General features: G+C 67.7%; 23 protein-coding genes. 13 read left to right on the top strand and 10 right to left on the bottom strand.

Annotated elements, in window-relative coordinates:
• The first annotated feature begins 652 nt into the window (after positions 1 to 652).
• The 5 genes from DMB37_RS24070 to purM all read left to right on the top strand — a co-directional run bounded on the left by DMB37_RS24070 (position 653) and on the right by purM (position 7,492).
• Positions 653 to 2,269, top strand: a complete 1,617-nt coding sequence (locus DMB37_RS24070) for an ABC transporter substrate-binding protein (RefSeq protein WP_135234630.1) — start codon at positions 653 to 655, stop codon at positions 2,267 to 2,269.
• Between the two features lie 122 nt (positions 2,270 to 2,391).
• Positions 2,392 to 3,402 carry an ABC transporter permease gene (locus tag DMB37_RS24075; protein ID WP_255508400.1) on the top strand — a complete coding sequence of 337 codons (1,011 nt, stop codon included), beginning with the start codon at positions 2,392 to 2,394 and terminating at the stop codon, positions 3,400 to 3,402.
• A gap of 92 nt (positions 3,403 to 3,494) precedes the next feature.
• Positions 3,495 to 4,505 (top strand): ABC transporter permease, encoded by a 1,011-nt coding sequence (locus tag DMB37_RS24080; protein ID WP_135237797.1) that lies wholly within the window; start codon positions 3,495 to 3,497, stop codon positions 4,503 to 4,505.
• A gap of 11 nt (positions 4,506 to 4,516) precedes the next feature.
• A complete protein-coding gene (locus DMB37_RS24085; protein WP_370465421.1) occupies positions 4,517 to 6,193 on the top strand; it encodes an ABC transporter ATP-binding protein in 1,677 nt (558 codons plus the stop codon).
• Between the two features lie 222 nt (positions 6,194 to 6,415).
• Complete coding sequence (purM, locus tag DMB37_RS24090) at positions 6,416 to 7,492, top strand: phosphoribosylformylglycinamidine cyclo-ligase (protein WP_107653981.1); 1,077 nt, start codon at positions 6,416 to 6,418, stop codon at positions 7,490 to 7,492.
• A gap of 148 nt (positions 7,493 to 7,640) precedes the next feature.
• Here purM and DMB37_RS24095 read toward each other — a convergent pair whose 3' ends face one another.
• The 4 genes from DMB37_RS24095 to DMB37_RS24110 all read right to left on the bottom strand — a co-directional run bounded on the left by DMB37_RS24095 (position 7,641) and on the right by DMB37_RS24110 (position 10,948).
• Positions 7,641 to 7,847: a DUF3073 domain-containing protein gene (locus DMB37_RS24095; protein WP_107653982.1), complete on the bottom strand. Its 207-nt coding sequence runs from the start codon at positions 7,845 to 7,847 to the stop codon at positions 7,641 to 7,643.
• Between the two features lie 176 nt (positions 7,848 to 8,023).
• Positions 8,024 to 8,977 carry an asparaginase gene (locus DMB37_RS24100; RefSeq protein ID WP_135234632.1) on the bottom strand — a complete coding sequence of 318 codons (954 nt, stop codon included), beginning with the start codon at positions 8,975 to 8,977 and terminating at the stop codon, positions 8,024 to 8,026.
• Positions 8,974 to 9,714 carry an MOSC domain-containing protein gene (locus DMB37_RS24105; RefSeq protein ID WP_370465193.1) on the bottom strand — a complete coding sequence of 247 codons (741 nt, stop codon included), beginning with the start codon at positions 9,712 to 9,714 and terminating at the stop codon, positions 8,974 to 8,976. The genes DMB37_RS24100 and DMB37_RS24105 overlap by 4 nt, the downstream gene beginning before the upstream one ends.
• A 121-nt stretch (positions 9,715 to 9,835) precedes the next feature.
• A complete protein-coding gene (locus tag DMB37_RS24110) occupies positions 9,836 to 10,948 on the bottom strand; it encodes a folate-binding protein YgfZ (protein ID WP_240771636.1) in 1,113 nt (370 codons plus the stop codon).
• Between the two features lie 194 nt (positions 10,949 to 11,142).
• Between DMB37_RS24110 and DMB37_RS24115 the strand changes: the two genes are divergently transcribed.
• The 5 genes from DMB37_RS24115 (at position 11,143) to DMB37_RS24135 (ending at position 18,440) form a co-directional block, all read left to right on the top strand.
• Complete coding sequence (locus tag DMB37_RS24115; protein WP_135234634.1) at positions 11,143 to 12,063, top strand: aminodeoxychorismate lyase; 921 nt, start codon at positions 11,143 to 11,145, stop codon at positions 12,061 to 12,063.
• A 291-nt stretch (positions 12,064 to 12,354) separates the two neighbouring features.
• Positions 12,355 to 13,851, top strand: a complete 1,497-nt coding sequence (locus DMB37_RS24120; protein WP_135234635.1) for a cytochrome ubiquinol oxidase subunit I — start codon at positions 12,355 to 12,357, stop codon at positions 13,849 to 13,851.
• 9 nt (positions 13,852 to 13,860) lie between these two features.
• Positions 13,861 to 14,883 carry a cytochrome d ubiquinol oxidase subunit II gene (cydB, locus tag DMB37_RS24125; RefSeq protein ID WP_135234636.1) on the top strand — a complete coding sequence of 341 codons (1,023 nt, stop codon included), beginning with the start codon at positions 13,861 to 13,863 and terminating at the stop codon, positions 14,881 to 14,883.
• Between the two features lie 3 nt (positions 14,884 to 14,886).
• Positions 14,887 to 16,689, top strand: coding sequence for an ABC transporter ATP-binding protein/permease (locus tag DMB37_RS24130; RefSeq protein WP_135234637.1), 1,803 nt, complete (start codon positions 14,887 to 14,889; stop codon positions 16,687 to 16,689).
• A 98-nt stretch (positions 16,690 to 16,787) separates the two neighbouring features.
• A complete protein-coding gene (locus DMB37_RS24135; RefSeq protein WP_135237799.1) occupies positions 16,788 to 18,440 on the top strand; it encodes an ATP-binding cassette domain-containing protein in 1,653 nt (550 codons plus the stop codon).
• A 358-nt stretch (positions 18,441 to 18,798) separates the two neighbouring features.
• On the opposite strand, the gene DMB37_RS24140 is transcribed toward DMB37_RS24135, so the two are convergent.
• The 6 genes from DMB37_RS24140 to DMB37_RS24165 all read right to left on the bottom strand — a co-directional run bounded on the left by DMB37_RS24140 (position 18,799) and on the right by DMB37_RS24165 (position 22,892).
• Complete coding sequence (locus tag DMB37_RS24140) at positions 18,799 to 19,506, bottom strand: FABP family protein (RefSeq protein WP_135234638.1); 708 nt, start codon at positions 19,504 to 19,506, stop codon at positions 18,799 to 18,801.
• 191 nt (positions 19,507 to 19,697) lie between these two features.
• Positions 19,698 to 20,003 carry a DUF1416 domain-containing protein gene (locus DMB37_RS24145; RefSeq protein WP_040730884.1) on the bottom strand — a complete coding sequence of 102 codons (306 nt, stop codon included), beginning with the start codon at positions 20,001 to 20,003 and terminating at the stop codon, positions 19,698 to 19,700.
• A gap of 5 nt (positions 20,004 to 20,008) precedes the next feature.
• A complete protein-coding gene (locus tag DMB37_RS24150) occupies positions 20,009 to 20,842 on the bottom strand; it encodes a sulfurtransferase (protein ID WP_107653991.1) in 834 nt (277 codons plus the stop codon).
• 29 nt (positions 20,843 to 20,871) lie between these two features.
• A complete protein-coding gene (locus tag DMB37_RS24155) occupies positions 20,872 to 21,369 on the bottom strand; it encodes a DUF4395 domain-containing protein (RefSeq protein WP_135234639.1) in 498 nt (165 codons plus the stop codon).
• A gap of 288 nt (positions 21,370 to 21,657) precedes the next feature.
• Positions 21,658 to 22,098, bottom strand: coding sequence for a thioredoxin family protein (locus DMB37_RS24160; RefSeq protein WP_135234640.1), 441 nt, complete (start codon positions 22,096 to 22,098; stop codon positions 21,658 to 21,660).
• On the bottom strand, positions 22,095 to 22,892 hold the full coding sequence (locus DMB37_RS24165; RefSeq protein ID WP_135234641.1) for a DUF2993 domain-containing protein: 798 nt from the start codon (positions 22,890 to 22,892) through the stop codon (positions 22,095 to 22,097). The genes DMB37_RS24160 and DMB37_RS24165 overlap by 4 nt, the downstream gene beginning before the upstream one ends.
• Before the next feature lie 195 nt (positions 22,893 to 23,087).
• Here DMB37_RS24165 and DMB37_RS24170 point away from each other — a divergent pair, with 195 nt between their 5' ends.
• The 3 genes from DMB37_RS24170 (at position 23,088) to pstS (ending at position 26,324) form a co-directional block, all read left to right on the top strand.
• The gene (locus DMB37_RS24170) at positions 23,088 to 23,852 is read left to right on the top strand and encodes a response regulator transcription factor (RefSeq protein WP_135234642.1); all 765 of its coding nucleotides are present in this window, start codon (positions 23,088 to 23,090) and stop codon (positions 23,850 to 23,852) included.
• Positions 23,853 to 24,048: 196 nt separating this feature from the next.
• The gene (gene mshD, locus DMB37_RS24175) at positions 24,049 to 24,969 is read left to right on the top strand and encodes a mycothiol synthase (RefSeq protein WP_135234643.1); all 921 of its coding nucleotides are present in this window, start codon (positions 24,049 to 24,051) and stop codon (positions 24,967 to 24,969) included.
• Between the two features lie 242 nt (positions 24,970 to 25,211).
• The gene (pstS, locus tag DMB37_RS24180) at positions 25,212 to 26,324 is read left to right on the top strand and encodes a phosphate ABC transporter substrate-binding protein PstS (RefSeq protein ID WP_135234644.1); all 1,113 of its coding nucleotides are present in this window, start codon (positions 25,212 to 25,214) and stop codon (positions 26,322 to 26,324) included.
• Positions 26,325 to 26,327 lie beyond the last annotated feature (3 nt).

The raw sequence follows: 26,327 nt of genomic DNA on the forward strand, positions 1-26,327 counted from the left end.
CTGCGCCTTGCGGATGAAGCTTTACTTTCATGCTGGTGATTCAGGCTGTGCCGTCGTAGTCGGTCCTTGGGTCGTCCGGAACCGTGTCCATCGCCGGGCGGGACGGCCGTCCTCCTCATGGCACACCATTGCCGACGGACATTGCAGCGTGGGCCCGCCCCCCCGTATGCGTCGCCCGTCATCAGGCGTCCGTCGTCGGTCCGTACGACCCCGGATGACTCTTCCTGTAGCCCTCGCACTGCCCCGTTGTCGGTATCTGCGACACCCAGCCGCCTATCTCGGCCCGGTCTCTTCCCCCTTGGTACGAACCACCATCCGGTGCATCGAAACGCGCCGATTTCGCCCAGCGCACACGGCGAGTCGATTTCGCGCGTCGCGGTAAACGACCGCACTTGTCCGGCTGCGTGCCGTGGCGTCTTCGAGACGCCCACACCGGCGATCCAGTGCGTTCCTGGACATTCGTCCGGTGATCTGGCCCCCTCGGTGCACTATTTGCAACGCCTGCTAACGACCCGGTGATTTTTTCTGTGAAAACGCAACGTGCCGGAAATGGTTCGTGGGTACGGTGCCCGTCAGATCGGAAGTTCATTGCGTCCGCACCTGTCCTGCGATCCAGGACAGCGCGGTGCGGCGCTCGAGAAGTGGGGCCCTGATGTTGGTTTCTAGAACACCTGGGGGCCGGACCCGGACGCGAACTATCGCGGCCGTCGGCCTGGCGACGCTGGTGGCGTCGTCGTTGGCAGGCTGCGGTTCCGGCCGGACCGGTGATGGTGGTGACGGTGGCGGCTTGCTGGCCGGCACCACAGACAAAATCTTCTCGCTCGACCCGGTAGCCGCCTACGACAACGGCTCGCTGGTCGCGGAGACGCAGTTCTACCAGTACGTGCTGAACTTCGCGCCCGGCGACGCGACGCCGAAGCCGGACGCCGCGGAGAAGTGCGAGTTCACCACCCCGACGGTGTACAGCTGCACCATGAAGCCGGGCCTGAAGTTCGCCAACGGAAACCCGTTGACCGCCAAGAGCGTCAAGTTCTCCTTCGACCGCATGGTCAAGATCAATGACCCGAACGGGCCCGCCTCGCTGCTCGGCAACCTCGAGAAGACCGAGGCCCCGGACGACCGCACCGTGAACTTCACGCTGAAGGTCGCCAACGATCAGACCTTCCCGGCGATCCTGCCGACCCAGGCCGGTCCGATCGTCGACGAGAAGGTGTACTCGCCGGACAAGGTGATGGCCGACGAGGACGTGGTGAAGAACAAGGGCTACTCCGGCCCGTACACCATCGCGAGCTACGACAAGAACAAGCTGGTCGAGTACAAGGCGAACCCGGATTACAACGGGATCCTCGGCACCCCGAAGACCAAGACCGTCTCGACGAAGTACTACGCCACCACCGACAACATGAAGCTCGACCTGCAGAACGGGTCGCTCGACGTTGCCTACCGGTCGCTGACGCCGACCGACATCGAGTCCCTGCGCGGCGACAGCAAGGTCACCGTGCACGAGGGCCCGGGTGGCGAGCTGCGCTACATCGTGTTCAACATGAACACCATGCCGGGCGGCACTCCGGAGCAGAAGCTGGCGGTGCGCAAGGCGCTCGCCGCCACGGTGGACCGGGCCGCGCTGGCCAAGAACATCTACAAGAACACCTACACCCCGGCGTATTCGTCGGTGCCGCAGGGTGTTCCGGGCGCGACGGAGCCGTTCAAGGAGATCTACGGCGCCGATCCGAGCAAGGAGAAGGCCGCCAAGTTCCTCGCCGACGCGGGCGTCGCGACGCCGGTCGAGCTGAACCTGCAGTACAACCCGGACCACTACGGTTCGAGCAGCTCCGAGGAGTACGCCTCGATCAAGTCGCAGCTGGAAGCCAGCGGGCTGTTCCGGGTGAACCTGCAGTCCACCGAATGGGTGAGCTACCAGCGGGAACGGGCGCGCGATTCGTACCCGCTCTACCACTTCGGCTGGTTCCCGGACTTTCCGGACCCGGACAACTACCTGACCCCGTTCTTCGGTCCGAACAACTTCCTGCAGTCGCACTTCGAGAATCCCGGCGTCACCGCGCAGCTGATCGCCCAGATCACCGAACGCGACAAGACCAAGCGGATGGAGATCCTCAAGAACGTGCAGCAGGATCTGGCACAGAACCACCTGCCGATCGTTCCGCTGTTGTCCGGCAAGCAGATCGCCGTCTCGGGTAAGAACGTGCAGGGAGTGGAGCAGACTCTCGACGCGTCGTTCAAGTTCCGTTACACGGTGCTGAGCAAGTGACATCCGGCGAAGCCGGGCCCGGGACGACAGCTGCTCCAGAAACGAAGCCAGCGCCGGCCCGGGCCCGGCGCTTCGGCGTGCCACGAGCACGGAAGGGCGGCGGCGATTCGCGCCAGCTCGCCCTGCTGCGCTACTTGGGTGTGCGATTGATGCTGATCCCGGTGACCGCGTGGATCCTGGTCACTGTCGTGTTCTTCCTGATGCGCGTGGCCGGTGACCCGATCAGTGCGGCCATGGGTGGGCGGATGACCCAGGAGCAGATCGAGGTTCGCAAGGAGGCGGCCGGGCTGAACCGGCCCATCCTGTCGCAGTACTGGGAGTACATCACCGGTCTGCTGAGCGGGGATTTCGGTAAGTCGCAGGACAATCGGCAGATCAGCGAAGTGGTGATGACCTACGGCGCCGCCTCGCTGGAGCTGATGTTCTGGGCGCTGATCGTGGCCTTCGCGGTCGGCATTCCGCTCGGTAGATACGCGGCGACCCGGCGTGATTCGCCGACCGACACCGGCCTGCGGCTGTTCGCGATCCTGGCCTACGCGGCGCCGGTGTTCTTCGTCGGCCTGCTGCTGAAGCTGGTCTTCGCGGTGCAGCTGGGCTGGCTGCCGGTGGCGGGCCGGGCCAGCACCAATGTCGAGCTGCAGCTGCAGCATGTCTCGCCGAAGACCAACATCATGTTGATCGACGGAATCCTCTACGGCGACACGGGTTACCTGCTCGACGTGCTGAAACACGCTGTGCTGCCCGCGATCGCGCTCGGGCTGCTCACCGCGGGCATCTTCCTGCGGCTGGTGCGGATCAACCTGATCCAGACTCTGCGAGCCGACTACGTGGACGCCGCGCGGGCGCGTGGTCTGTCGCAGCGGGTGGTCACCGGACGACATGCCTTCCGCAACGCGATGATTCCGATCGTCACGGTGATGGGCATGCAGATCGCCATGATGCTCGGCGGTGCCGTGCTGACCGAGACCACCTTCGAATGGAAGGGCCTTGGTTATCAGCTCGCGACGTATCTGTCGGCGCGTGACTTCATCGCCGTGCAGGGCATCGTCGCGTTCATCGCGCTGGTTGTCGCGGTGATGAGCTTCCTGGTGGATGCCCTTGTGGCACTGATTGATCCGAGGGTGAGGTTCTGATGACCGCACCGGAATTGCTGAACGAACCGGTGATCGCGCCGCCGGTGCCCGTGAAGGCGCGCCGGGGGATACCCGGTCTGCGCTTGTTCTCGATGACCGCGGGCTTGCAGCGGGTGACGCTGATCTTCGGGCTGAGCCTGGTCGGGTTCTTCGTGCTCGCGGCCATCTTCGCTCCGCTCATCGCGCCCTACGGCTTCGCCCAAAGCGCCGCGGACGGTGTCGATTTCGCGCGGCAGCAGGCGCCGTCGGCCGAGCACTGGTTCGGTACCTCGGTCCGCGGCGAGGACGTGTTCTCCCGGGTGATCTTCGGTGCCCGCACCGCACTGTTCGTCATCGCGATCTCGCTGGTGCTCTCGCTGTTCGTCGGGGTGCCGCTCGGCCTGCTGTCCGGCTATGTCGGGCGCTGGCTGGACCGCGTGCTGGTGCTGTTCATGGACGCGATGTACGCCTTCCCGACGCTGCTGCTGGCGATCGTGGTGTCCATCGTGGTCGCGGGCGGCCGGTCCACCAGTTTGGGCGGCGTGCTGTCCGCGGCGGTGGCCATCACGGCCGTCTTTGTGCCGCAATACTTTCGGGTTGTGCGCAACGCGACCATCGCGGTGAAGAACGAACCGTACGTGGATGCGGCCCGGGTCACCGGCGCGTCCACCACGCGAATTCTGTTCCGGCACATCTTCGCCAACGTCACGCAGTCGCTGCCGGTGATCGTCACCCTCAACGGGTCCGAGGCCATCCTCACGCTGGCCGGACTCGGCTTCCTGGGTTTCGGCATCGAGCCGACCCAGGCCGCCGAGTGGGGTTACGACCTGAACAAGGCGCTGTCCGACGTCTCCAACGGCATCTGGTGGACCGGTATCTTCCCCGGTTTCGCCATCGTGCTCGTGGTGCTCGGGATGACCCTGGTCGGCGAGAGCCTCAACGAAGTGCTCAACCCGATCCTGCGTACCCGGCGCTCGGTCGCCTCGGCGCCGGGCGACGCCATCACCGTCGCGGGCATCGAAGTCGCCGACCCGGCCGAACTCGACCGTGCCGCCGACACCGAAATCGACGGTGAGAACGTCGATTTGGTCAAGGACGGCACTGCCGGGAAGGAGACATCATGACCACCCCAGCGGTGGCCGTCGATCGCGGGCAGCCTGCGCTGTCCATCGAATCGCTCTCGGTCACCTTCGCCACCGACGCCGGACCCGTCTACGCGGTCTCCGACGTCTCCTACGAGGTGTTCCCCGGCGAGGTGCTCGCCATCGTCGGGGAGTCCGGTTCGGGCAAGTCGGTCAGTTCGCGCACCGCGATGGGTCTGCTGCCGCAGACCGCGCGGGTGCGCGGCCTGGTCACCCTCGGCACCCAGACCATCACCTCGATGAACGAGCGGCAGCTCACCGCGCTGCGCGGTGGTGCGATCTCGATGGTGTTCCAGGAGCCGGGCCTCGCGCTCGACCCGCTGTTCACCGTCGGCTTCCAGATCGGCGAGGCGCTGCGCGCGCACTCGCAGATGAGCAAGAAGGACGCGAAGGCCCGCGCCATCGAGCTGCTCCGGCTGGTCGGGCTGCCCGACCCGGAGCACCGGGTCAACTTCTACCCGCACCAGCTCTCCGGCGGGCAGAAGCAGCGCGTGGTGATCGCCATCGCGATCGCCTGCGAGCCGAAGGTGATCATCGCCGACGAGCCGACCACGGCACTCGACGTGACGGTGCAGGCGGAGATCCTCGAGCTGCTGCGCGACCTGCGCGACCGGATCGGCAGCGCCATCGTGCTGATCACCCACAACATGGGTGTGGTGGCCGACCTGGCCGACCGCGTCGTGGTGATGCGCAACGGCCGGGTGGTCGAGCAGGCTCCGGTGGACGAGCTGTTCGCGAGCCCGAAAGAGGATTACACCCGGGCGCTGCTCGCGGCCGTCCCGCACCTGGGCACCGAGCAGCTGGCGCACGGTCCGGCCGAAGAGGTGGCCGCGACCGCCGAGCCGGTGCTCGAGGTGTGCGATCTGGTCGTCGAGTTCCCCGGCTCGTTCGGGCGGCCGCCGTTCCGCGCGGTCGACGAGGTGAATCTGTGCATCGGCCCCGGCGAAACCTTGGGCCTGGTTGGCGAATCCGGCTCGGGCAAGTCGACCATCGGCCGCTGTGTCGCCGCGTTGCAGCGCCCGACCTCGGGCATGGTGAAGGTGCGCGGGCAGGACATCGCGGGCCTGTCCGGGCGCAAGCTGCGGCCGATCCGGCGGCGCTTCGGCTTCGTCTTCCAGGATCCGGCCAGCTCGCTGAATCCGCGGCTCACCGTCGGCGAGTGCGTCGCCGAGCCGCTGCTCGTGCACAAGATGGGCAGCGCCGCGGAGATCAAGGCGCGAGTGCGCAAACTGCTCGACGATGTGCAGCTGCCCGCGGGCACCGAGCGCCGGTACCCGCACGAGCTGTCCGGCGGTCAGCGCCAGCGCGCCAGCCTGGCCAGGGCGCTGGTCCTGGATCCGGATCTGCTGGTCGCCGACGAGCCGACCAGTGCGCTCGACGTCTCGGTGCAGGCCGCGGTGCTGGAGCTGTTCGGTCAGCTGCAGCGCGAATGCGGGTGGGCCTGCCTGTTCATCAGCCACGATCTCGCGGTGGTCGATCAGCTGGCCGACCGAATCGTGGTGCTGCGCAACGGCGCGGTGGTGGAGCAGGGCGATCGCGATCGCATCCTGCGCGCACCGACCGAGGAGTACACCCAGCGCCTGGTCGCCGCGGTGCCGGTACCCGATCCGGTGGAGCAGCGCAGACGCCGGGCGGAGAGCGCGGCATTGTTCGCGACCGAAATTACGTGACGCGACAAGTGGTCTCGTAGGTACCGGGGTAGCTCGTCGGGTACGTCCAGGACCCGACGAGCGACCTCCCGCCGGTGCGGTTGTCAAGTCCCGCGACGCTGTCGACCGGCAAAATACGCGCCAGAGGCGGATCAGCGGCGGGACAGCTGCGAGGTCGTTATCCGGTTCCGGTAGCGTGAGCAGGCATCTATCCGCCGATTCGGTTTGGAGCTTTCCCCGAAAATGACTGAACAGACCCCCAGTGGTGGTGCCTCTTACGCCGCGGCAGGCGTGGATATCGAGGCAGGTGACCGCGCAGTCGAGTTGTTCGGGCCATTGGCGAAGAAGGCGAGCCGACCCGAGGTGCAGGGTGGCCTCGGCGGGTTCGCCGGGCTGTTCGCGCTCAAGGGCGGCTACCGTGAACCGCTGCTCGCCGCGTCCACCGACGGGGTCGGCACCAAGATCGCGGTAGCGCAGGCGATGGACAAGCACGACACCGTCGGCCTCGACCTGGTCGCGATGGTCGTCGACGACCTCGTCGTGTGCGGTGCCGAGCCGCTGTTCCTGCAGGACTACATCGCCATCGGCAAGGTCGTGCCGGAGAAGGTAGCCGAACTGGTCTCCGGTATCGCCGAGGGCTGTGTACGGGCCGGCTGTGCGCTGCTGGGCGGCGAGACCGCCGAGCATCCGGGTCTGATGGACCCCGACGACTACGACCTGTCCGCGACCGGCGTCGGCGTGGTCGAGGCCGACGCGGTGCTCGGCCCGGACCGGGTGCGCCCCGGTGACGTGGTGATCGCGATGGGCTCCTCCGGCCTGCACTCCAACGGCTACAGCCTGGCCCGCAAGGTGCTGCTCGACATCGACCGGATGTCGCTCACCGGGCACGTCGAGGAGTTCGGCCGCACGCTCGGCGAGGAACTGCTCGAGCCGACCCGGATCTACGCCAAGGACTGCCTCGCGCTGATCGCCGAGACCGACGTGCGCACCTTCGCCCACGTCACCGGCGGCGGCCTGGCCGCCAACCTGGGCCGGGTGCTGCCCGCGGGCATGGTGGCCGAGCTCGATCGCGGCACCTGGAACCCGGCGCCGGTGTTCAAGATGATCGCGCAGCGCGGCCGGGTCGAGCGGGTCGAGATGGAGAAGACCTTCAACATGGGCGTCGGCATGGTCGCCATCGTCGCCCCCGAGGACGTCGACCGCGCCCTGGCCGTGCTGACCGCCCGGCACATCGAGTGCTGGACCCTGGGCACCGTCAAGAAGGCCAAGGACTCCGACGCCCTGCGCGCCGTCCTGGTCGGCGAACACCCGCGCTTCTGAGCTTCCCAAACACAACAAACCAGCGTCCCGCATCGCTCAGATGCGGGACGCTGGTGTGTTGTAAGCCTTTTCGGCGGTAACCCGTCAACGCGCGGCAACGCCTGAAGGGGGAGGAACGCTGTCCTCCCCCTTCAGACGTTGCTCCGAGTCAGCGGCGCCAGTCGTCGTAGTCGTCCTCTTCCCACTTGGATGAGGACTTGTCCGCGTCGTGCTCATCGGACAGCACACCACTCCGTTGGGAGTTGGGGCTTCCCGAAAGCTCGCGCTGAAGGCTCGCGAAGTCGCTCGGCGGGCTGCTGTACTTCAGCTCGCGTGCGACCTTGGTCTGCTTTGCCTTAGCCCGGCCACGGCCCATGGCTGACCCCCTCGCGTCACTGCGGGGCGGCCTGGGGTTTGGTTGGCGGCCCCGTTCGAATTAATACTCTTCCTGACAGACACTTTAGCGTGTGTCCGGCCGTCCCGCTTCCAGGAGTGGGTGAAGAACCTCCGAAGTGGTTCCGTTTGCCCGGTTGTCGCCCTCGGTCCGTCCGGCTAGAGCACCCCGGGGATCGCCCGGATCACGCCGACCCTGGCCCCGCCGCCGAGCACCGGGGGTGCCGCGAGCTCGGCGTGCGCGTCGGTCCAGTCGATCCCGATCCGGTGCAAAATGGCCAGCGTCAGGGGCATTCGAGCGCGGTCGCTACCGTCGTCGATCTTGTATGCGAACGCGGTGCCGTCGGGCAGCGCACCCGCGTGCACACCGTCCGCGCCGATCTTGCAGACCAGTCCCGGGGTGGCCTGCATGGTCAACAAATCGGGTGCGTTGGTGCCGGAAATCACTCGCGGATGGGCGCGGATGGCGTCGGCGACGCGGCGCTCCGGCGCGTCGGGCGCGGCGGTCGCCATGGTCGCGAACACCCGGGCCAGGTTCACCAGCGACACCGGAATGATCGGCAGGCCACAGCCATCGATGCCGAGATCGGTCTCGGGTTCGCCGGTGAGATCGGCGACGGTGGCGATCACCGCCTGCTGCAGCGGATGGCCCTCGTCGAGATAGCCCTCGGTCGGCCAGCCGTTGATCGCACAGGTCGCCAGCATCGCGGCGTGCTTGCCCGAACAGTTCATGTAGATGCGCCGAGATCCCTGCGAACCCGAAAGTACGGCCGCGCGCGCCTTGTCGTCGACCGGCAGATCCGGCGGGCACTCCAGCGACTTCTCGTCGAAGCCGAAGCGGTCGAGCAGCCTGCGCACCAGCGCGACGTGATCGGGTTCGCCGTAGTGCGAGGCGGTCGCGATGGCGAGCTCGGCATCGTCGACGGGCTCGAACCCGTGGCGCAGCAAGGTGATCGCCTGCATGGGCTTGTTGGTGGAGCGCGGGAAGATCGGCAGATGCACCTCGCCGAGGGTGAGCGTCGGCTCGCCGTCGGGATCGAGGATCACCGCCGAGCCGCGGTGTACGCACTCGCGGAATCCGGAGCGGACTACTTCGACCAGTTCCACACTCACAGTTGTGCTCCCGTGTCGAGTTCGGCGCCACGTCGGGTGGCCGGATCTGCTGGTTGGTCGGCGCGCTGCCGGGCCGCGCGGTCGGCGTTGGCCTGCCTGCGGGCATGGCGCTCGATCTGCATGCGGATGTCGTCGGAGAGGGTCGGCTCCGCGGCCGCGAGGAATGCGAGACGGTCCGGGTCGGCGCCGGTGAAGACGTCGCGGACGGTGATGCCGTGGTCCGGCACGTGCACCACCGACACGGTGTCGCCCGCGCCGATCGTGCCCTCGGTCAGCACCCGCAGATAGGCGCCGGTGTCGCTGCGCAGCGCGAATCGCTTGACCCACTTGGCTTCCCCGGCCCAGTGCTGGAAGGTGGCGCACGGCACCCGCGGCGCGCTCACCTCGAGCAGCGTGTCGCCGATCGTCCAGCGGGCGCCGACCACCGCGTCGCTGACCGCGAGCCCGGCGATGCGCAGGTTCTCGCCGAACCAGCCTGCGGGCAAGTCCCGATCCAACTCGCTGCTCCAGCGTCGGGCGTCTTCCTCGGCATAGGCATAGACGGCCTGGTGCACACCGCCGTGATGCTCGACGTTGCAGACGTGATCTCCGTCGAGCCCGAGCGCGCGCACCGGCACCCGGCCAGTCCTCGGCCGCTTGTCGATCGCGGATTTGCCGACGCGACCCGGCACGTCGAGGTCGGCGTGCACCACGCAGACGGCCAGCACCTGGCCGGTATCACCTGGTCGCACAGTCACTTCCTCTCGTCACGTGGTCGGGTGCCTGCGATGCGCCGCAATGGCGGGATGCGCCCGCTCGGCTGGTGCCCAGCGGGCGACGCGGGGCTGGTGCCCCTGCGGTATTCGATGGCCATGGCGGTCAGCGGCCGCGGAGCCGATCGACGGCGAGCCTGCCCGCCTGCGGTTCGTCGTCCGTGGGGACGGAGTCCGGGTCGATGGCCGCGGCGGTCGTTCCGGCCGTCAGCGCGGTATCGGCCGGGACGGTGCGTTTGATCAGCGCGAGCGCGATCGGTCCGAGCTCGTAGTGGTCGACGACGGTGCCGAGGCGACCGATGGTGCGGCCGCCCGCGGTGATGTCGTCGCCGATCGCGGGGCGCTCGTCGGCCGAACCGTCCAGGTGCAGCAGCACCAGGTGCCGCGGCGGCTTGCCGAGATTGTGTACCCGCGCCACGGTCTCCTGGCCGCGATAGCAGCCCTTGTCCAGGTGCACGGCCCCGTACTCGGTGACCCCGCCGATCCAGCGGGCCTCGTGCGGGATGGTCCGCTCGTCGGTGTCCAGGCCGATCCGCGGCCGCACGGCGGCGACTCGCAGCGCCTCGAACGCCCACATGCCCGCCGGTTCGGCGCCGGCCTCGGTCAGGCGGGTCCACCACTCGGCGAGCCGGTCGCGCGGGATCAGCAGATCGAAGGAGTCGGCGGTCGGCCACGGCATGCGCCGCAGGAAACCGCCGTCGGGCAGTGACACGGCCTCGTAGGTGCCGGGCAGGGTCGCGACGCCGACGGCCGCGATCACCTCGGCGGCCTTCGGTCCGAGCAGGCTCAGCACCGTGTACTCGGACTCGGCCGGCTTGGCGTCGGCCCAGAAGACCATCTTCCGCAGGAACTCCAGCAGCGCGGGGCCGCGGTCGCCCTCGGTATCGATCCAGACCGTGTTGTCCAGCTCGGTGAGCACGAAATGGTTGAGCACCCGGCCGTTGAGATCGAGGTCCAGGTTCTCCGCCGACTGCCCGTCGCTCAGGGCGGCGATGTGCTGGCTGCTGATGGTATGCAGCCAGGTCAGCCGCTCGGCGCCGGTGATGGTCAGGACGAAACGGTGCGAACGATCGACGACTGCCGCGCGTTGGACCGCGGCGCGTTGTTCGCCGAGCGGGTCACCGTAGTGCCACGCGACGGCGGCATCGGGTGAACCCGGCGCTCCCGCGACGGCTCCCGAAACAGCGAGGATGGGGCTGGGCGCAACGACCACGGACACGTTTCCACTGTAGGCGGGGCCGGAGTCGGGTGCCCGAACCGGGGCTGCGGGGGCGTCCTCGTGCGGCCGTTCGGAGACGTTCATGACGGCGCGTGCGCGGCGTCCGGGTGAACCTCGGGCGGCAGCTTGTAAAAGATGCCGCGAAGTCTGCCGTGACATAGGCGAGACATAGCAACACCGCCTACTCTCGACGCATGGTAGATCGGGTTCTTGTCTCACTCGACGGCGCTGTCCGGGATCCGGACGCGCCGTTGTTGTATGCGGACGATATCGGCGTATTGCGGGGCGACGGTATTTTCGAAACAGTTCTGGTGCGCGCGGGCAACGCGTGTGCGATCGAGTTTCATCTAGGCAGGCTGCGCCGGTCGGCGCAGGCGCTGGATCTGCCCGAGCCCGAACTGGGGCGGTGGCGGGAAGCGGTCGAGCGGGCCGCGAAGGAGTGGGGTGCAGACCGCGAAGGGGTGATGCGGCTGGTGCTCACGCGGGGGCGTGACTCGGAGCTATCGGGCGTGACCGAGAAGGTGACGACCGGTGATCTCGCGGCCGCCGTTCCGGTGCCCACCGCGTACGTGCTCGTGCTACCCGTGCCGGATCGCGTGCAGAAGGCACGGACCGACGGTGTCGCGGTGGTGACGCTGTCCCGCGGTATCTCGATCGACCTGGCGCAGGCCGCGCCGTGGCAGCTGCTCGGCGCCAAGACGCTGTCCTACGCGTCCAATATGGCGGCGCTGCGGTTCGCGGCGCGGATGGGTGCCGACGACGTGATCTTCACCAGCACCGAGAACCGGGTGCTGGAGGGTCCGCGCTCGTCCGTGGTGATCGCGCGGGACAAGCAGCTGATCACCCCGCCCGCCAAGAACGGTGTGCTGCCAGGGGTCACCCAGCGCGCGCTGTTCGCCGAGGCGGAGAAGGCGGGGTGGGAATGTATCTACAAGTCGCTGTTCACCGCTGATCTGCTCACGTGCGACAGCGTGTGGATGATGTCGAGCATCTCGCTGGCCGCGCGGGTGAACTCGCTGGACGGCTTGCGGATGTCGGCACCCGATAACGCGCAGGAAATCATCGACTTGGTCGACCGTGGCGTGGAACGAGCAGGCGCGATCGGCGACTGGTAACTGTCCGCGGCGACCGGTGACTGCCCGCACCGGCCGCCGATGGTTGCCATCGACGTGATGTGCGTCCTACTCGCCCGGCCGCGGGGCGGTAGGAGCTCGCAAAAGCGCTGTTGAAGGCCGAAAGTCCCTGTGTGTCGTGGCGTAGGACTCACTCCTTTCGACCCTCCTCCGACGTAGTATTACTACGTCATGTCGTAGACGACGAGGAGGTCGTGGCACCGTGAGCGAGCGAACCGATGACGGAGCCGCCCCGGCGGTCATGACGGAGCCCAGCGTCAGCGAGGCGCAGTCATGAACGCGCTGGATATCTCGCGGTGGCAGTTCGGGATCACCACGGTCTACCACTTTCTGTTGGTGCCGCTGACCATTGGACTCGCACCTCTGGTCGCCGCCATGCAGACCGCGTGGGTGATCACCGGTAAGGATCACTGGCTTCGGCTGACCAAGTTCTTCGGCAAGCTGTTCCTGATCAACTTCGCGCTCGGTGTCGCCACCGGCATCGTGCAGGAGTTCCAGTTCGGGATGAACTGGAGCGAGTACTCCCGCTTCGTCGGTGACGTGTTCGGCGCGCCGCTCGCGCTGGAGGGACTGGTCGCCTTCTTCATGGAGTCGACCTTCCTGGGGCTGTGGATCTTCGGCTGGTCCCGATTGCCGAAACTCGCGCACTTGGCCGCGATTTGGATGGTGGCCATCGGGGTGAACGCGTCGGCGTACTTCATCGTCGCTGCGAACTCGTTCATGCAGCACCCCGTCGGCGCGCGGTTCAATCCGGAGACGGGCCGGGCGGAGTTGGAGAGCATCGTCGCGGTGCTCACGAACAACACACTGCTGGCGGCCTTTCCGCACGTGGTCGCCGGATCCTTCGTCACGGCAGGCACTTTCGTGGCGGGTATCGCTGGCTGGTGGATGGTGCGCAAGGCGCGCAGCGGGGACAGCGCCCAGTTGGCGGAGGCGCGCACCATGTGGCGGCCCGCGGCGCTGGTCGGCACCTGGGTGATGCTGGTGTCGCTGGTGGCGTTGTTCTTCACCGGCGACACCCAGGGCAAGCTGATGTTCGAGCAGCAGCCGATGAAGATGGCCTCGGCGGAGTCGTTGTGCCACACCGAAACCGATCCTGACTTCTCCATCCTCACGGTCGGCACACACAACAACTGCGACAGCGTCGTCCATGTTCTCGAGGTGCCGTTCGTGCTGCCGTTCCTGGCCAAGGGCGAGTTCAGCGGCGTCACCCTGCCCGGCGTGGTGGACCTGCAGAAGGAATACAACGAGAAGTACGGCGTCGGCGACTACCGGCCGAACCTGTTCGTCACCTACTGGTCCTTCCGCGCGATGATCGGCCTCGCGGCGGGCTCGGCGTTGCTGGCGCTGGCCGGGCTGTGGCTCACCCGCCGCGGCCGGGTGCCGAACCAGCGCTGGTTCTCCTGGCTCAGCCTGCTGATGATTCCGACACCGTTCCTGGCCAACAGTGCGGGCTGGGTGTTCACCGAAATGGGCCGCCAGCCTTGGGTTGTCGTGCCGAACCCGACCGGTGACCCGAACGTGCGGCTGATGGTGCAGCAGGGTGTCTCGAACCATTCGGCCGGGGTGGTGCTGTTCTCGCTGATCGTCTTCACGCTGCTGTACGGCGCGCTGGCGGTGGTCTGGTTCTACCTGATGCGGCGCTACGTGGTGCACGGTCCCGATCCGGCGCCGGTGGTCGCCGGCGACGACAAGCGGGGCGATACCGGCGGGCCGGGCAGGCCGCAGACCGAAGAGCCTGCCGTCGAACAACTTTCGTTCGCCTACTAGGAGCCGACGATGAGTTTGCAAGAGTTCTGGTTCGTGCTGATCGGAGTGCTGTTCACCGGTTACTTCGTGCTGGAGGGCTTCGACTTCGGGGTCGGCATGCTGATGCCGATCCTCGGCCGCGGCTCCGACACGCGAAGGCGGGTGGTGCTCAACACGATCGGGCCGGTGTGGGACGGCAACGAGGTCTGGGTGATCACCGCGGGCGGCGCCATGTTCGCCGCCTTCCCGGAGTGGTACGCCAGCATGTTCTCCGGTTTCTACCTGGCGCTGCTGTTGCTGCTCGTCGCGCTGATCCTGCGCATCTGCGCGATCGAATATCGCGGCAAGATCAACGATCCGCGCTGGCGGGCCCGCTGCGATCTCGGGATCGGCATCGGTTCCTGGATCCCGGCGCTCGCCTGGGGCTGGGTCTTCGCCAATATCGTGCGCGGGGTACCGCTGAACGAGAAGAAGCAGTTCGCCGGCTCGGTGTGGGATCTGCTGGGCCCCTACGCTTTACTCGGCGGATTGACCACCGCGCTGTTGTTCGCGCTGCACGGCGCGGTGTTCCTCGGACTGAAGACCGGTGGCGAGGTGCGCGACGACGCCCAGCGCACGGCCAGGTTGCTGCTGGCGCCGACCGCCGTGGTCGTGGGCGTGTTCGGACTCTGGACCCAGCTCGCCTACGGCACCGGGTGGACGTGGATTCCGTTGGGGCTCGCGGTACTCGGGCTCGTCGCCGCCTGCGTCGCGGTGCTCGCCGATCGCGACGGGTGGGCGTTCACCGGCACCACCGTCACCGTTGCGGCGGCAACCACGCTGCTGTTCGGGTCGCTGTTCCCGAATGTGTTGCCCTCCACCATCGATGCGGCGTTCGACCTGACCATCCACAACGCGTCGTCCACCCCGTACACGCTGAAGGTGATGAGCTGGGCGGCGGTGATCGTCACTCCGGTCGTGCTGCTCTACCAGGGCTGGACGTACTGGGTGTTCCGCAAGCGGATCACGGTCGAGCAGATCCCGGCCCCGGTCGGGCTCCCGCTGAAGGACTGAGCCATGGCCCGCCCGCCCGTCGACCCGCGCCTGTGGCGGTATGCCCGCTCGGCTCGCCGCTACCTGGTGCTGAGTGTCGCACTGTCCGTGGTGATCACCGGATCGATCGTGGTCGCCGCGGTCATGCTGGCCCGGGTGCTGTCCGGGGTCGTCACCGATCCCGGGCAGCGCAGCCTCGGCGCGTGGACGACCGAGCTGCTGGTGCTCACACTCACGATTGCCTGCCGGGCGCTGGCCACCTGGCTGCAATCGCGGCTGGCGCACCGGGCAGGCGCGGGTGTGGTGGCCGAGCTGGAAACCGCGGTGCTCACCGCCGGGGCCCGGTTGCCACCGCGGGAACTCGAAACCCGCAGAACCGAACTCGCGGTCGTGGTCGGCACCGGACTGTCCGGGTTGCGCGGCTATCTCATCGGTTACGTTCCGGCCCTGCTGCTCGCGGTGCTGGTGCCGCCGATCGTGTTGGCGGTCATCGCGATCCACGATCCGCTCTCCGGTCTCATCGTGGTGATCACGCTGCCGCTGATTCCGGTCTTCATGATCCTGATCGGGCTGCTGACGCAGGGGCGGGCCGAGGCAACCCTTGCCGCGACCACCCGGCTGTCGGATCAACTGCTCGACCTGTTCGCGGGGATGCCGACATTGCGTGCGCTCGGGCGGGAGCGCGGTGGAGTGGTTGCCGCGGAACAGGACTACGGCGCGGCCGATTCGTCGGCGGTTCGCCCGGGCACGATGGCCGATCGTGTGCGTGCGCTCGGCGATGCGTTGCGGCAGCGGACGATGCGCGCGCTGCGGATCGCCTTCCTGTCCTCGGTGGTGCTCGAGCTGCTCGCGACGTTGAGCGTCGCGCTGATCGCGGTGTCCATCGGACTGCGGCTGGTGTTCGGTGAGATGAGCTTGTACGCGGGCCTGGTTGCCCTGGTGCTGGCCCCGGAGGTTTATCTGCCACTGCGGATGGTGGGGGAGCGGTTTCATGCCGCACAGGACGGAATGGCGGCTGCGGACAAGGCCTTCGCGGTGTTCGAGTCGGTACCCGGTGCGCCGGAATCCGACGGGCCGGACAGGGGTAGCGCGGCGGGTGCAGGCGGCGTAGCGCCGGTACGGGTAGGTGGGGTAGTCGAACTGCACGAGCTGTCCGTTCGGGCGCGTGGGGGGTTCGCGCCCGCCGGGCTGTCTGCGCTGCTGCGCCCAGGCGCCGTCACGGTCCTCGCCGGGCCCAACGGCAGCGGGAAATCGACAGCGGTGCATGCGATTCTGGGATTGATCGAGCCGGACCACGGCGCGGTGACCGTCGACGGCGTCGATGTGCGCGAGCTGGATCAGGACGCATGGTGGGCCCGCGTCGCGTGGCTGCCGCAGCGTCCCGTCCTGGTGCCGGGCACGCTGCGCGAAAACCTCGAACTGTTCGGCGCGCGGGCCGAGCCGTCGCCTGCGCACGGCCCGGCCCGCGTCGTCAACGACCTCGAAGCCGCTTGTGTGGCTACCGGATTCGACACGGTGCTGGATGAACTACCCGATCGGTGGGACACCGTGGTCGGTCCGGGTGGTGTCGGGCTGTCGCTCGGCCAGCGCCAGCGACTGGCGTTGACCAGGGTGCTCGCCGCGGACCGGCCGATCCTGCTGCTGGACGAGCCGACGGCCCACCTCGACGCCGAGAGCGAGACCGCCGTCCTCGCGGCGCTGAGGCAGCGCGCCCGGGACGGCGCGACGGTCATCGTGATCGGCCATCGCCCAACGGTTCTCGCAGCGGCCGATCAGGTGGTTCGAGTACGCGCCTCGATCGATGAGCAGGCAGAGGTGGGTGTCTGATGAGTGCGGTAGCGGACGGCGTCGCAAGGAAAGCGCCCAGCGTGCTGCCGGGCAGCCCGGCAACCGAGAGCGTGACGCTGCTGGGTGACCTGCGGCGCATGTGGGCATTGCTCGAACTGTCCCGGTGGCGGGTCGTGGTAGCCGTTGCCTGGGGTGTGCTCGCGCTCGGCAGTGGGCTCGGGCTGGCGGCGCTGGCCGCGTGGCTGATCGCCCGCGCGTGGCAGATGCCGCCGGTGCTCGATCTGAGCATCGCCGTGGTGACCGTGCGGGCGCTCGGTATTTCACGAGGGCTGTGCCGATACCTGGAAAGGCTGGCCACCCACGACGTCGCGCTCCGTGCGATGGCGACCGCCCGCACCACGGTCTATCGCACACTGGCCGGATCCGACTTCTGGCTGCGCAGGCCGTCGAGCGGTCAGCGATCGGCCGCCGTCGGTGCAGGCCGGTCGGGCGGGCAGCTGCGCCGCGGCGACCTGCTCGTCCGAATCGGTAGCGACATAGACGATCTCGGCGCTGTCGTCGTGCGGGTGTTCGTCCCCGTCGCGGTCGCCGTCGTGCTTTCCGCGGTCGCGATCGGCCTGCTCGCCACGATTTCGCTGGCCGCGGCCGCGATTCTGGCCGGGGCACTGGCTCTTTCGGGGGTCGTCGCCCCGTGGCTGTCGGCAAGGGCCGCGCGGGAAGCCGAACGGGCCGTGCGCGCGGACCGGGCCGAGTTCACCGCGCAGGCACTGACGGTGCTGGACCACGCGGCCGAACTGCGCGTCGCGGGTCGGCTGGACGCGGCCCTCGGCGCCGCCACCGCGGCCTCGCACCGGGCGGTCGCGGCAGAGGATGCGGCGGCTGCCCGCAGCGCATGGTCGGCGGCGGCGACACCGCTCTCGATCGGCGTGAGTGTGCTGGGGGCCTTGCTGATCGGCATCAGTATCTACGGTCCGTCGGGCGGTGCGCCGGGTGCGATGACGCCGATGGCGCTCACCGTGCTCGTCCTGCTTCCGCTGTCGGCCTTCGAGGCGGTAGGGCCGCTGCCCGCCGCCGCGCAGGCGTTGACGACGGCACGCGCGGCCCTGCGTCGGCTGACCGAGCTCGATGCGGCCGAACCCGCGGCTACCGACCGCGTCCTCGAAGACGTTTTGTCGCAACAACTTCCGGAGCTGCCCGAAGGCCGCCGGATCGCCGTCGTCGGGCCGAGCGGGGCCGGAAAGACCACGCTGTTGATGGCGTGGGCGGGGCTCTTCGACACTCCTCGACCCGGCGTCACCTTCTTCGCCGAAGACGCGCATCTCTTCGGCACGTCCGTACTGGAGAACCTGCGCGTTGCCCGCGGCGATCTCACCGCGGCCGAAGCCGAGAAAGCCTTGGCCGGCGTGGGTCTCGGCGACTGGCTCGACTCTCTGCCGAAGGGCGTGCACACCGATCTGGTCGGTGGCGCGGCCGCAGTCTCGGGTGGGCAGCGCCGCCGTATTCTGCTCGCGCGAGCGCTCGTGTCGCCGGCCCGGGTATTGCTGCTCGACGAACCGACCGAACACCTCGAGGCGGCGGCCGGTGCCGAGCTGCTGCGCGAACTGTTGGACGCTGACAGTGGTTTGGTGGAACCCGATCGAATTGTGGTGGTCGTCACACATCAGTTGCCGCCGCACCACAGTGCCGATGTTGTCGTCCGAGTCGAAGCATCAGCCCAGGTGAAAGCGGATTTTCTCGATCGTGCGACGCCTGCTTCCGCCCTCGGAGAAATTCCGTTGCCGACCCGCTGATCCGTGGCTAAATTCGTCAGTACACAGGAAGGAGGTGGTTCGAAGAATGGTTATTCAAAGGACGCGTGAGGTGGCTGCGCGCTAGCGCCACCGCTGCAGTGTTTTCGCCGCGCGAGCGCTAGCGAATACCACGCAGTCACCCGGCCCCCGAGCCCCTGGTTGAGTCCGACCAGGACCTGAGCGACTAACCCCGCTTGGGTAGGGCTCGGGGGTCGTTCTGTTCCGCCTCCCCGTGATTCAGGCCAGAATCAGGCGCGCGCTCGGTAGCGTTGGCGACCGGCGGTGAGGTGCTTGGGTGAGTGAGCCGGTACTCGGTGAGTTACCCATGTACCCGCGAAATCAGTAGTCGCCGTGGGCGTCAGCCGATGTAGCGCTGGAGCCGGGCCGAGAGACGAGGCTCGAGGGGGCCGTCGGCTACGACGCGTTCCTCGACGTAGGCCAGGTCGCCGCCTTCGACGATGCCGTAGAGGCGCTTCGCGCCGCCGACCACGATGCCGGACTGGCTGCGGATGACCACGTCGGTGGCGAGCTCCCAGGAGGACTGGGTGAGCGCCTGGCCGTAGAAGAGTTCGACGATGCCGGTGCTGTGCGTCAGCAGCAGCTCGATGACCTCGTCGTTACCGTCGATGCCGACCCGCCAGAAACCGCTCTCGCGCAGATCGGGACCCGAGTAGTTGCCCTCGGTGTCCAGCGCCCAGGACCGCGACTCCCAGGACAGGTAGTCGCCGCCGTCGTGCGCGACGATGATCTGCTGACCGAAGCGGTAATCGCCACGCTCCGGGTTGTTGCCCTCACCCTCGCCGCGCCACACGCCGACCATCGGCAGCAGCGCAAGCATGGAGGAGCTCAGGTCCGGCCCGAGCCGCAGGTTCGCGGTGTCCTCGGGCAGCGGCAGATCGGGCAGCACCGGTATGTTGCGGGCGCCGGTCATCTTGGCCCGCTCGACGGCCTCCGACACGGCTTGATCGCCGCTGCGGCGACCAGCCGACTCGGGGGAGCCGTTGCCGTTCAGTTGTTCACTCGCTTGCTCGGCCGGATTGGAACCTTCGCTCGCGAGATCGCTCATGACTCGGTGAACAGCCGGTAGAAGACGTACAGGCCGAACCAGCCGATGAGGATGGCGACGGCCACCAGCAGAATCTCGAAGAAGAGGACCACGTCTGGAGTCTATCGACAACCACCGCCGCATATGCAGACGACCCCGGTGCTTCCCGTCACGGTGCGGGAAGTCCGGGGTCGTTAGCTGCGTACGGTCTCTTACTTGGCGACCGCGACGTCCACGGGATGGATTCCCGCGCCTTCCGGACGAACCTCGGCGGAACCGTTACCGGCCGAGGAGAGCGCGCGCAAGGTCCACGCGCCCGGCGCCGCGAAGAAGCGGAAGTCGCCGGTGCCGGAGGCGACGACCTCGGCCGTGAAATCACCGTTGCCGTCGAGCAGGCGCACGAACGCGCCGCCGACCGGCTGGCCGTCGGTGCTCAGGACGCGGCCGGTGATGACCGTTTCCTTCTCCACGTCGACGCCTGCCGGGATGGCCTGACCCTGGGTAGGTGCTGCACACATGTTGATTACGCTCCCAACTCGATCGGTGCACCGACGAGGGAGCCGTACTCGGTCCAGCTCCCGTCGTAGTTCTTGACATTGCTGTGGCCGAGCAGCTCCTGCAGCACGAACCAGGTGTGCGAGGAACGCTCGCCGATCCGGCAGTAGGCGATGGTCTCCTTCTCGCCGTCCAGGCCCGCTTCCTTGTAGATCTCGGCGAGCTCGGCGTCGGACTTGAAGGTGCCGTCCTCGTTCGCGGCCTTGCTCCACGGCACGTTGATGGCGCCGGGGATGTGGCCGGGACGCTGGCTCTGCTCCTGCGGCAGGTGCGCCGGGGCCAGGATCTTGCCGGAGAACTCGTCGGGCGAGCGGACATCGACCAGGTTCTTGGTGCCGATGGCGGCGATGACCTCGTCGCGGAACGCGCGGATGGTCACGTCGGGGGCGGCGGCCTTGTACTGGGTGGCCGGGCGGTTGACGCCGTCGGTGGACAGCGGGCGGCCGTCGAGCTCCCACTTCTTGCGGCCACCGTCGAGCAGCTTGACGTTGGTGTGGCCGTACAGCTTGAAGTACCAGTAGGCGTACGCGGCGAACCAGTTGTTGTTGCCGCCGTACAGGATTACCTCGTCGTCGTTCGAGATGCCGCGCGCCGAGAGCAGGTCGGAGAACTGCTCCTGGTTCACGAAGTCACGACGAACCTGATCCTGCAGGTCCTTCTTCCAGTCGAGCCGGACGGCGCCCTCGATGTGGCCGTTGTCGTAGGCGGAGGTGTCCTCGTCGACCTCGACGAAGACGACGCCGGGGGCGTTGAGGTTCTCTTCGGCCCAGTCCACGGAGACCAGGACATCGGAGCGAGCCATGTTGTTCCTTTCAGAGATGAAACAGCGGATCAGTTCGGTGCCGGGGACGGGGTAATCCGGCGGAAGCGGGCGACCAGGGGATAGATCTGGCAACCCAGGCAAATCCCGAACGCCGCGTTCAAGAACGCGGCGAACAGGGCAAAGCCGGCGAAGACCGCGCCGACAACTGTGGAGCCGAGCGCGAAGCCCAGCAGGCTGACCACCGCGAAGACCAGGCCGAGCAGCTGCGCGAACTTCAGCGGCGGCACGGGCTCGGTCTCGGTGGTCGGGGCCACCCGCGGCGCGACGACCTTCGCGTAGACGCGGCCGTACGGATGCTTGCGCGGACCGTAGGCGGCGCCGATCGCGAAGACGACGGCTTGCGCGGCGATGAGCACCGCGGCGGCGACGGGGGAGAAGATGGCGGCGATCAGCACCAGGGCCAGGACGGCGGTGGTGACCCACGCGGCGAACCGAGGTCCGCGAACGTCTACCTGTCCCTGGGGAATTGGCTGATTCTGCGAAGTGTTACCGATTTCGGTGGACATTGTGCGTACTCCTGCGCTGGATGCGACTGATGGCTGGAAAATTGCCAGTTCGCCGGGGGATCAACGAGATCACTCGCACGGCGGACAAAGGTCGGCGTCAGGAATTCTGAGGAGAGCCGACCGCTCAGCGGCACAGGCAGCAACAACCACCGAGGCGGCACAGGTCAACTGTGCGGCGTCGGGTGAGCATCAGCTCGTGGTTGTAAAGCACGAATGCAGTTTACCTAATCAGGCGGGAGAATTGGACCCCGGGTTGATCACAGCCGTCCGGGGACCTCGTCAAGGCCGCTAGGCGGCAACAGTCAGCGGCTCCAGCGCGGAGCGCAGATCGGTCACCTTCGGCACGCCGGAGATCCGAAAGCGTTCGCGGCCTTCACTATCGAAGACGAACGTGGTCGGCAAGGACAGCACATTCAGCTCCTTGGCGAGCACGGGGTCGGCGTCGATATCGATCTCGATGTCCAGCGGCGGCTGCGCCGACTCGGCCAGCTGGCCGGTGACGTCGGCGACGACGCGGCGCACCGCGACGCAGGGGCCACACCAGTCGGCGGAGAAGTGCAGCACGGCGGGGCCGGTGCCGGTCACGCCGACGGCGGCGAGCAGATCGGCACGCGCCGACCCGATTTCGAGGACATCGGCGGCACGGACCTTGCCTTCGCGCCTGCGCAGGAAAATGCCCACCGCCAACGCGGCGAGCAACACCGCTGCCAGAATTGTGATTTCAATCATGATTGCTGCAATCGGTCGAGGTCGATCGTCACATTCACACCCTTGCCCTCCGCCACGATCCACCCACCGTCTGCACGCACCTTGGCGGGCTGGACACCGAACGGCAATTCTTTGATGTCGATAGTACGGGTGAACCGCGCGAGCACCGCGGGCTGATCGGACTGCGGGAGCAGCGCCAGCGGGATGGTGTCGGTCTCGGCCGGGCAGGAACCGGTCGCGGTGATCTTCACCTCGCCACCGTCGACCACCAGCTCGGCCCGCACGGCGACCTTCTTTCCGGCGAACTGCTTGTCCGTCCCCTCCGGCAGGCTGCCGGTAAGGCACAGCACGCCGTCGGTCGCGGTCATCCCGGAGCCGCCCGATCCGCCGGTGCCGTCGGATTTGTCCGCGGGCGGGCCCTTCACCTGCAGGTCGGGAATGTTGAACAGCCTGCCGAGCTCGGTCGGCCCGATGCGCAAGGAACTCTCGACCCGCTCCACCGGCACGTTGCGCAGGCTGCCGTCGACCAGCTCGCGCAGCGGCAGCCGCACGCCGGTCAGCGTCGCTTCGAACTCGTATTCGCCCGGTGTGTGCGGCTGGTTTCCACCCGCCCTGATCCAGACATTGTCGTAGCGGCCGTCGAACGCCTGCACGAGGAAGGAAACGCCGCGGATGGCCACCGCCGGATCGGCGGGCAGATCGGCGCCCTTACGGAGCGCGCGCGAGACGCGGTATTCCGAATAGGCCGCGACGCTGAAATCAGTGACTACTGCGAGTCCCGCGAGAATCAGCAGCCCGATGATGAGCTTGCGCATTGGTGCACCTTAGCCATCCCCGGCGCGACGGTGCATTTCTGGTATCAGACATATCACTCGCGATGACTCGGCCACCCGGATGACGAGGTCATCGGGGTCGACACGCTAATCTTGCATCGAATTACCTGTGATCAGCGACGTGGCCCCCGGCAGTGCGGCTGTTGTCCTCGGAGCTACGAGATGGGAGGAGAGCTTGTGGAGCTACTCCTGCTGACCTCCGACCCCAACCCCGAAGCGGTGCTGCCCTCACTGGCGTTGCTGGCGCATCACGTGCGTCCGGCGCCCACCGAGGTCTCCTCGCTGCTGGAGGCGGGGAGCGCGGATGTCGCGCTGGTCGACGCACGGACCGACCTGGCCGCCGCGCGCGGTCTGTGCCGCCTGCTCGGCAGCACCGGGTCGTCGGTGCCGGTGGTCGCCGTGCTCACCGAGGGTGGCCTGGTCGCGGTCAACGCCGACTGGGGACTCGACGACATCCTGCTGCCCGGCACCGGCCCGGCCGAGCTGGACGCCAGGCTGCGGCTGCTGGTCGGCCGCAACGGCGGGGTGGCGAGCCCGGAGAACTCCGGCAAGATCACCCTCGGCGAGCTGGTGATCGACGAGGGCACCTACACCGCCCGCCTGCGCGGGCGCCCGCTCGATCTCACCTACAAGGAATTCGAGCTGCTCAAATACCTCGCCCAGCACGCGGGCCGGGTGTTCACCAGGGCCCAGCTGCTGCAAGAGGTGTGGGGCTACGACTTCTTCGGCGGCACCCGCACGGTCGACGTGCACGTCCGGCGGCTGCGCGCGAAGCTCGGCAGCGAGTACGAGTCGCTCATCGGTACCGTGCGCAATGTCGGCTACAAGGCGGTGCGGCCGTCCAGGACGGCGAGCAAGAACGACCAGCCCCCCGCTGCGGAGGACGAGGCGGAGGGCACGGACGACGCGCCGCTCGCTCCGGTCAACGGCTCTGTGCAGTGAGCTCGGCGGGCGCGGCCGCCCAATCCGAAACATCGTCGCGTCATTATGTGTTCGCGCTGTGTTCAGCCCGGTATTCGCCGCGTCACACCGCAGCCGCGCACCGGCCCGGACGGATGCGAAATGCCGCGCCGCGCAATGACGTTGTCCGAGTGGGCAGCCCGGTCGGGCTGCCGCGGAAAACGAGGAATGGAGCCCGATGAACGGCGTGGCAGCACAGTGGACCGAGCGGCTGGATTCGGCCGCCGCAGCCGCCGTCCGGCAACTACTCGAACGCGCCACCGCCACCGACGGTGTCGCCCCCGTTTCCGAGCAGGCGGTGCTGTCGCTGAGCGCGGGCGATGATCCCTCGGTGCGGCACCTGCTGGCGGTACGCGACGACGTCGTCGCCGGATACGCGAATCTCGTACCGGCACACGGCGAACATCCGGCGATGGCCGAGGTCGCGGTCGATCCGCCGGCGCGTGGCCACGGTATCGGCACCGATCTGGTCGCGGCCGCGCTGGCCGAGGGCGGTCCGGGCACCCGGGTCTGGGCGCACGGAGATCTGCCCGCGGCGAAGGCTGTCTCGGCCCGGCTCGGCCTGGTCACCGCACGCGAGCTGTGGCAGATGCGCCGACCGCTGGCAACACCAGAGCTACCGCAGGTTGCCGCGCGCGGCGGAGTGACGATCCGGACCTACGCGGGTGCCGCCGACGATGCCGAATTGCTGCGGGTGAACAACGCCGCCTTCGCCTGGCATCCGGAGCAGGGTGGCTGGACCGAACGCGACATCGAGGCCCGCCGCGCCGAGCCGTGGTTCGACCCGAAGGGCCTGTTCCTCGCGACCGACACCGCCCACCCCGACCGAGTGCTCGGATTCCATTGGACCAAGGTGCATTACGACGAGACGCCGGCCGTCGGCGAGGTCTACGTCGTCGGCATCGATCCGGCCGCGCAGGGGCGCGGACTCGGCCGCCTGTTGACCCTGGTCGGCCTGCACTATCTGCGCGATCGCGGCCTCGCCGAGGTGTTGCTTTACACCGAGGCCGACAACGCTTCGGCGGTGCATACCTACACCCGGCTGGGGTTCACGCCGGCGCACATCGATGTCGCCTATTCGGCGGGCTCGACTGAATAGCAGGGGCCGTGCCGGGGGCTGCCGAGTAAAACTGCGGCTAATGTCACACATAACGCCCTAATCGCGCTTGCCTGTTCACTCGCCGTTCACTCAGTTCGGTCCAACTGTAAACCACGTGACTTTACGTTGAGTGGTGGGCAGCCCACGGCTGCCTGGTGCGCAAGTTCCCCGCGAACAGCACCACATCACCCGTCCGGGCCGGTGAGGGACCGGACGAGTAGGACGCCTTTCCGGAGGAATCAGTGAATTTCAAGCGCAGCAGCGCCCTCGTTGGTGTGCTGGCCGTTGGTGCCATGACCCTCGTCGGGTGTGGCAGTGACGACAACACGGCCGGCACCGCAGGCAACAACGCCAATTCGGAGATTGCCTGTGGTGGCAAGAAGGCGCTGAAGTCCAGCGGTTCGTCGGCGCAGAAGAACGCGATGGACCGCTTCGTCGCCGCCTACGAAACCAACTGCGACGGCAACACGCTGAACTACACCTCGAGCGGCTCGGGCGCAGGCGTCAACGAGTTCCTCGGCGGCCAGACCGATTTCGCCGGCTCCGACTCGCCGCTCAGCTCCAAGAAGGAAGAGCCGGCCAAGGCTCAGGAGCGTTGCGGTTCCCCCGCCTGGAACCTGCCGACCGTGTTCGGCCCGATCGCCATCACCTACAACATCGACGGCGTCACCGACCTGGTGCTCGACGGCCCGACCGCCGCCAAGGTGTTCAACGGCACCGTCACCACCTGGGACGCCCCGGAGATCAAGGCGCTCAACCCGAACGCCAAGCTCCCCTCCGACAAGATCGCGGTGATCTTCCGCAGCGACGAGTCGGGCACCACCGACAACTTCCAGCTCTACCTCGACGCCGCCTCCGAAGGCGCCTGGGGCAAGGGCGCGGGCAAGGCGTTCACCGGCGGTGTCGGTGAGGGCGCGAAGGGCAACGAAGGCTCCTCGGCCGCGGTCAAGAGCACCAAGAACGCGATCACCTACAACGAGTGGTCGTTCGCCAAGGCGCAGAACCTGTCCATCGCGCAGATCATCACCTCGGCCTCCAAGACCCCGGTGAAGCTGGACACCGCCTCCGCGGGCAAGGCCATCGACAGCGCGAAGATCAAGGGCGAGGGCAACGACCTGGTGCTCGACACCAGCTCGTTCTACAAGCCGACCGAAGCGGGCGCCTACCCGATCATCCTGCCCACCTACGAGATCGTCTGCTCGAAGTACAAGGACGCCGACACCGCCACGGCCGTCAAGGCGTTCCTGAACTCGGCGATCAGCAACGGCCAGAAGGGTCTCGACGAGGCCGGGTACGTCCCGATCCCGGAGAAGTTCAAGACCCGCCTGACCACCGCGATCAACGCCATCTCCTGATCG

Source organism: Nocardia sp. CS682 (genome assembly GCF_004634405.1).
Lineage (GTDB): Bacteria > Actinomycetota > Actinomycetes > Mycobacteriales > Mycobacteriaceae > Nocardia > Nocardia ninae.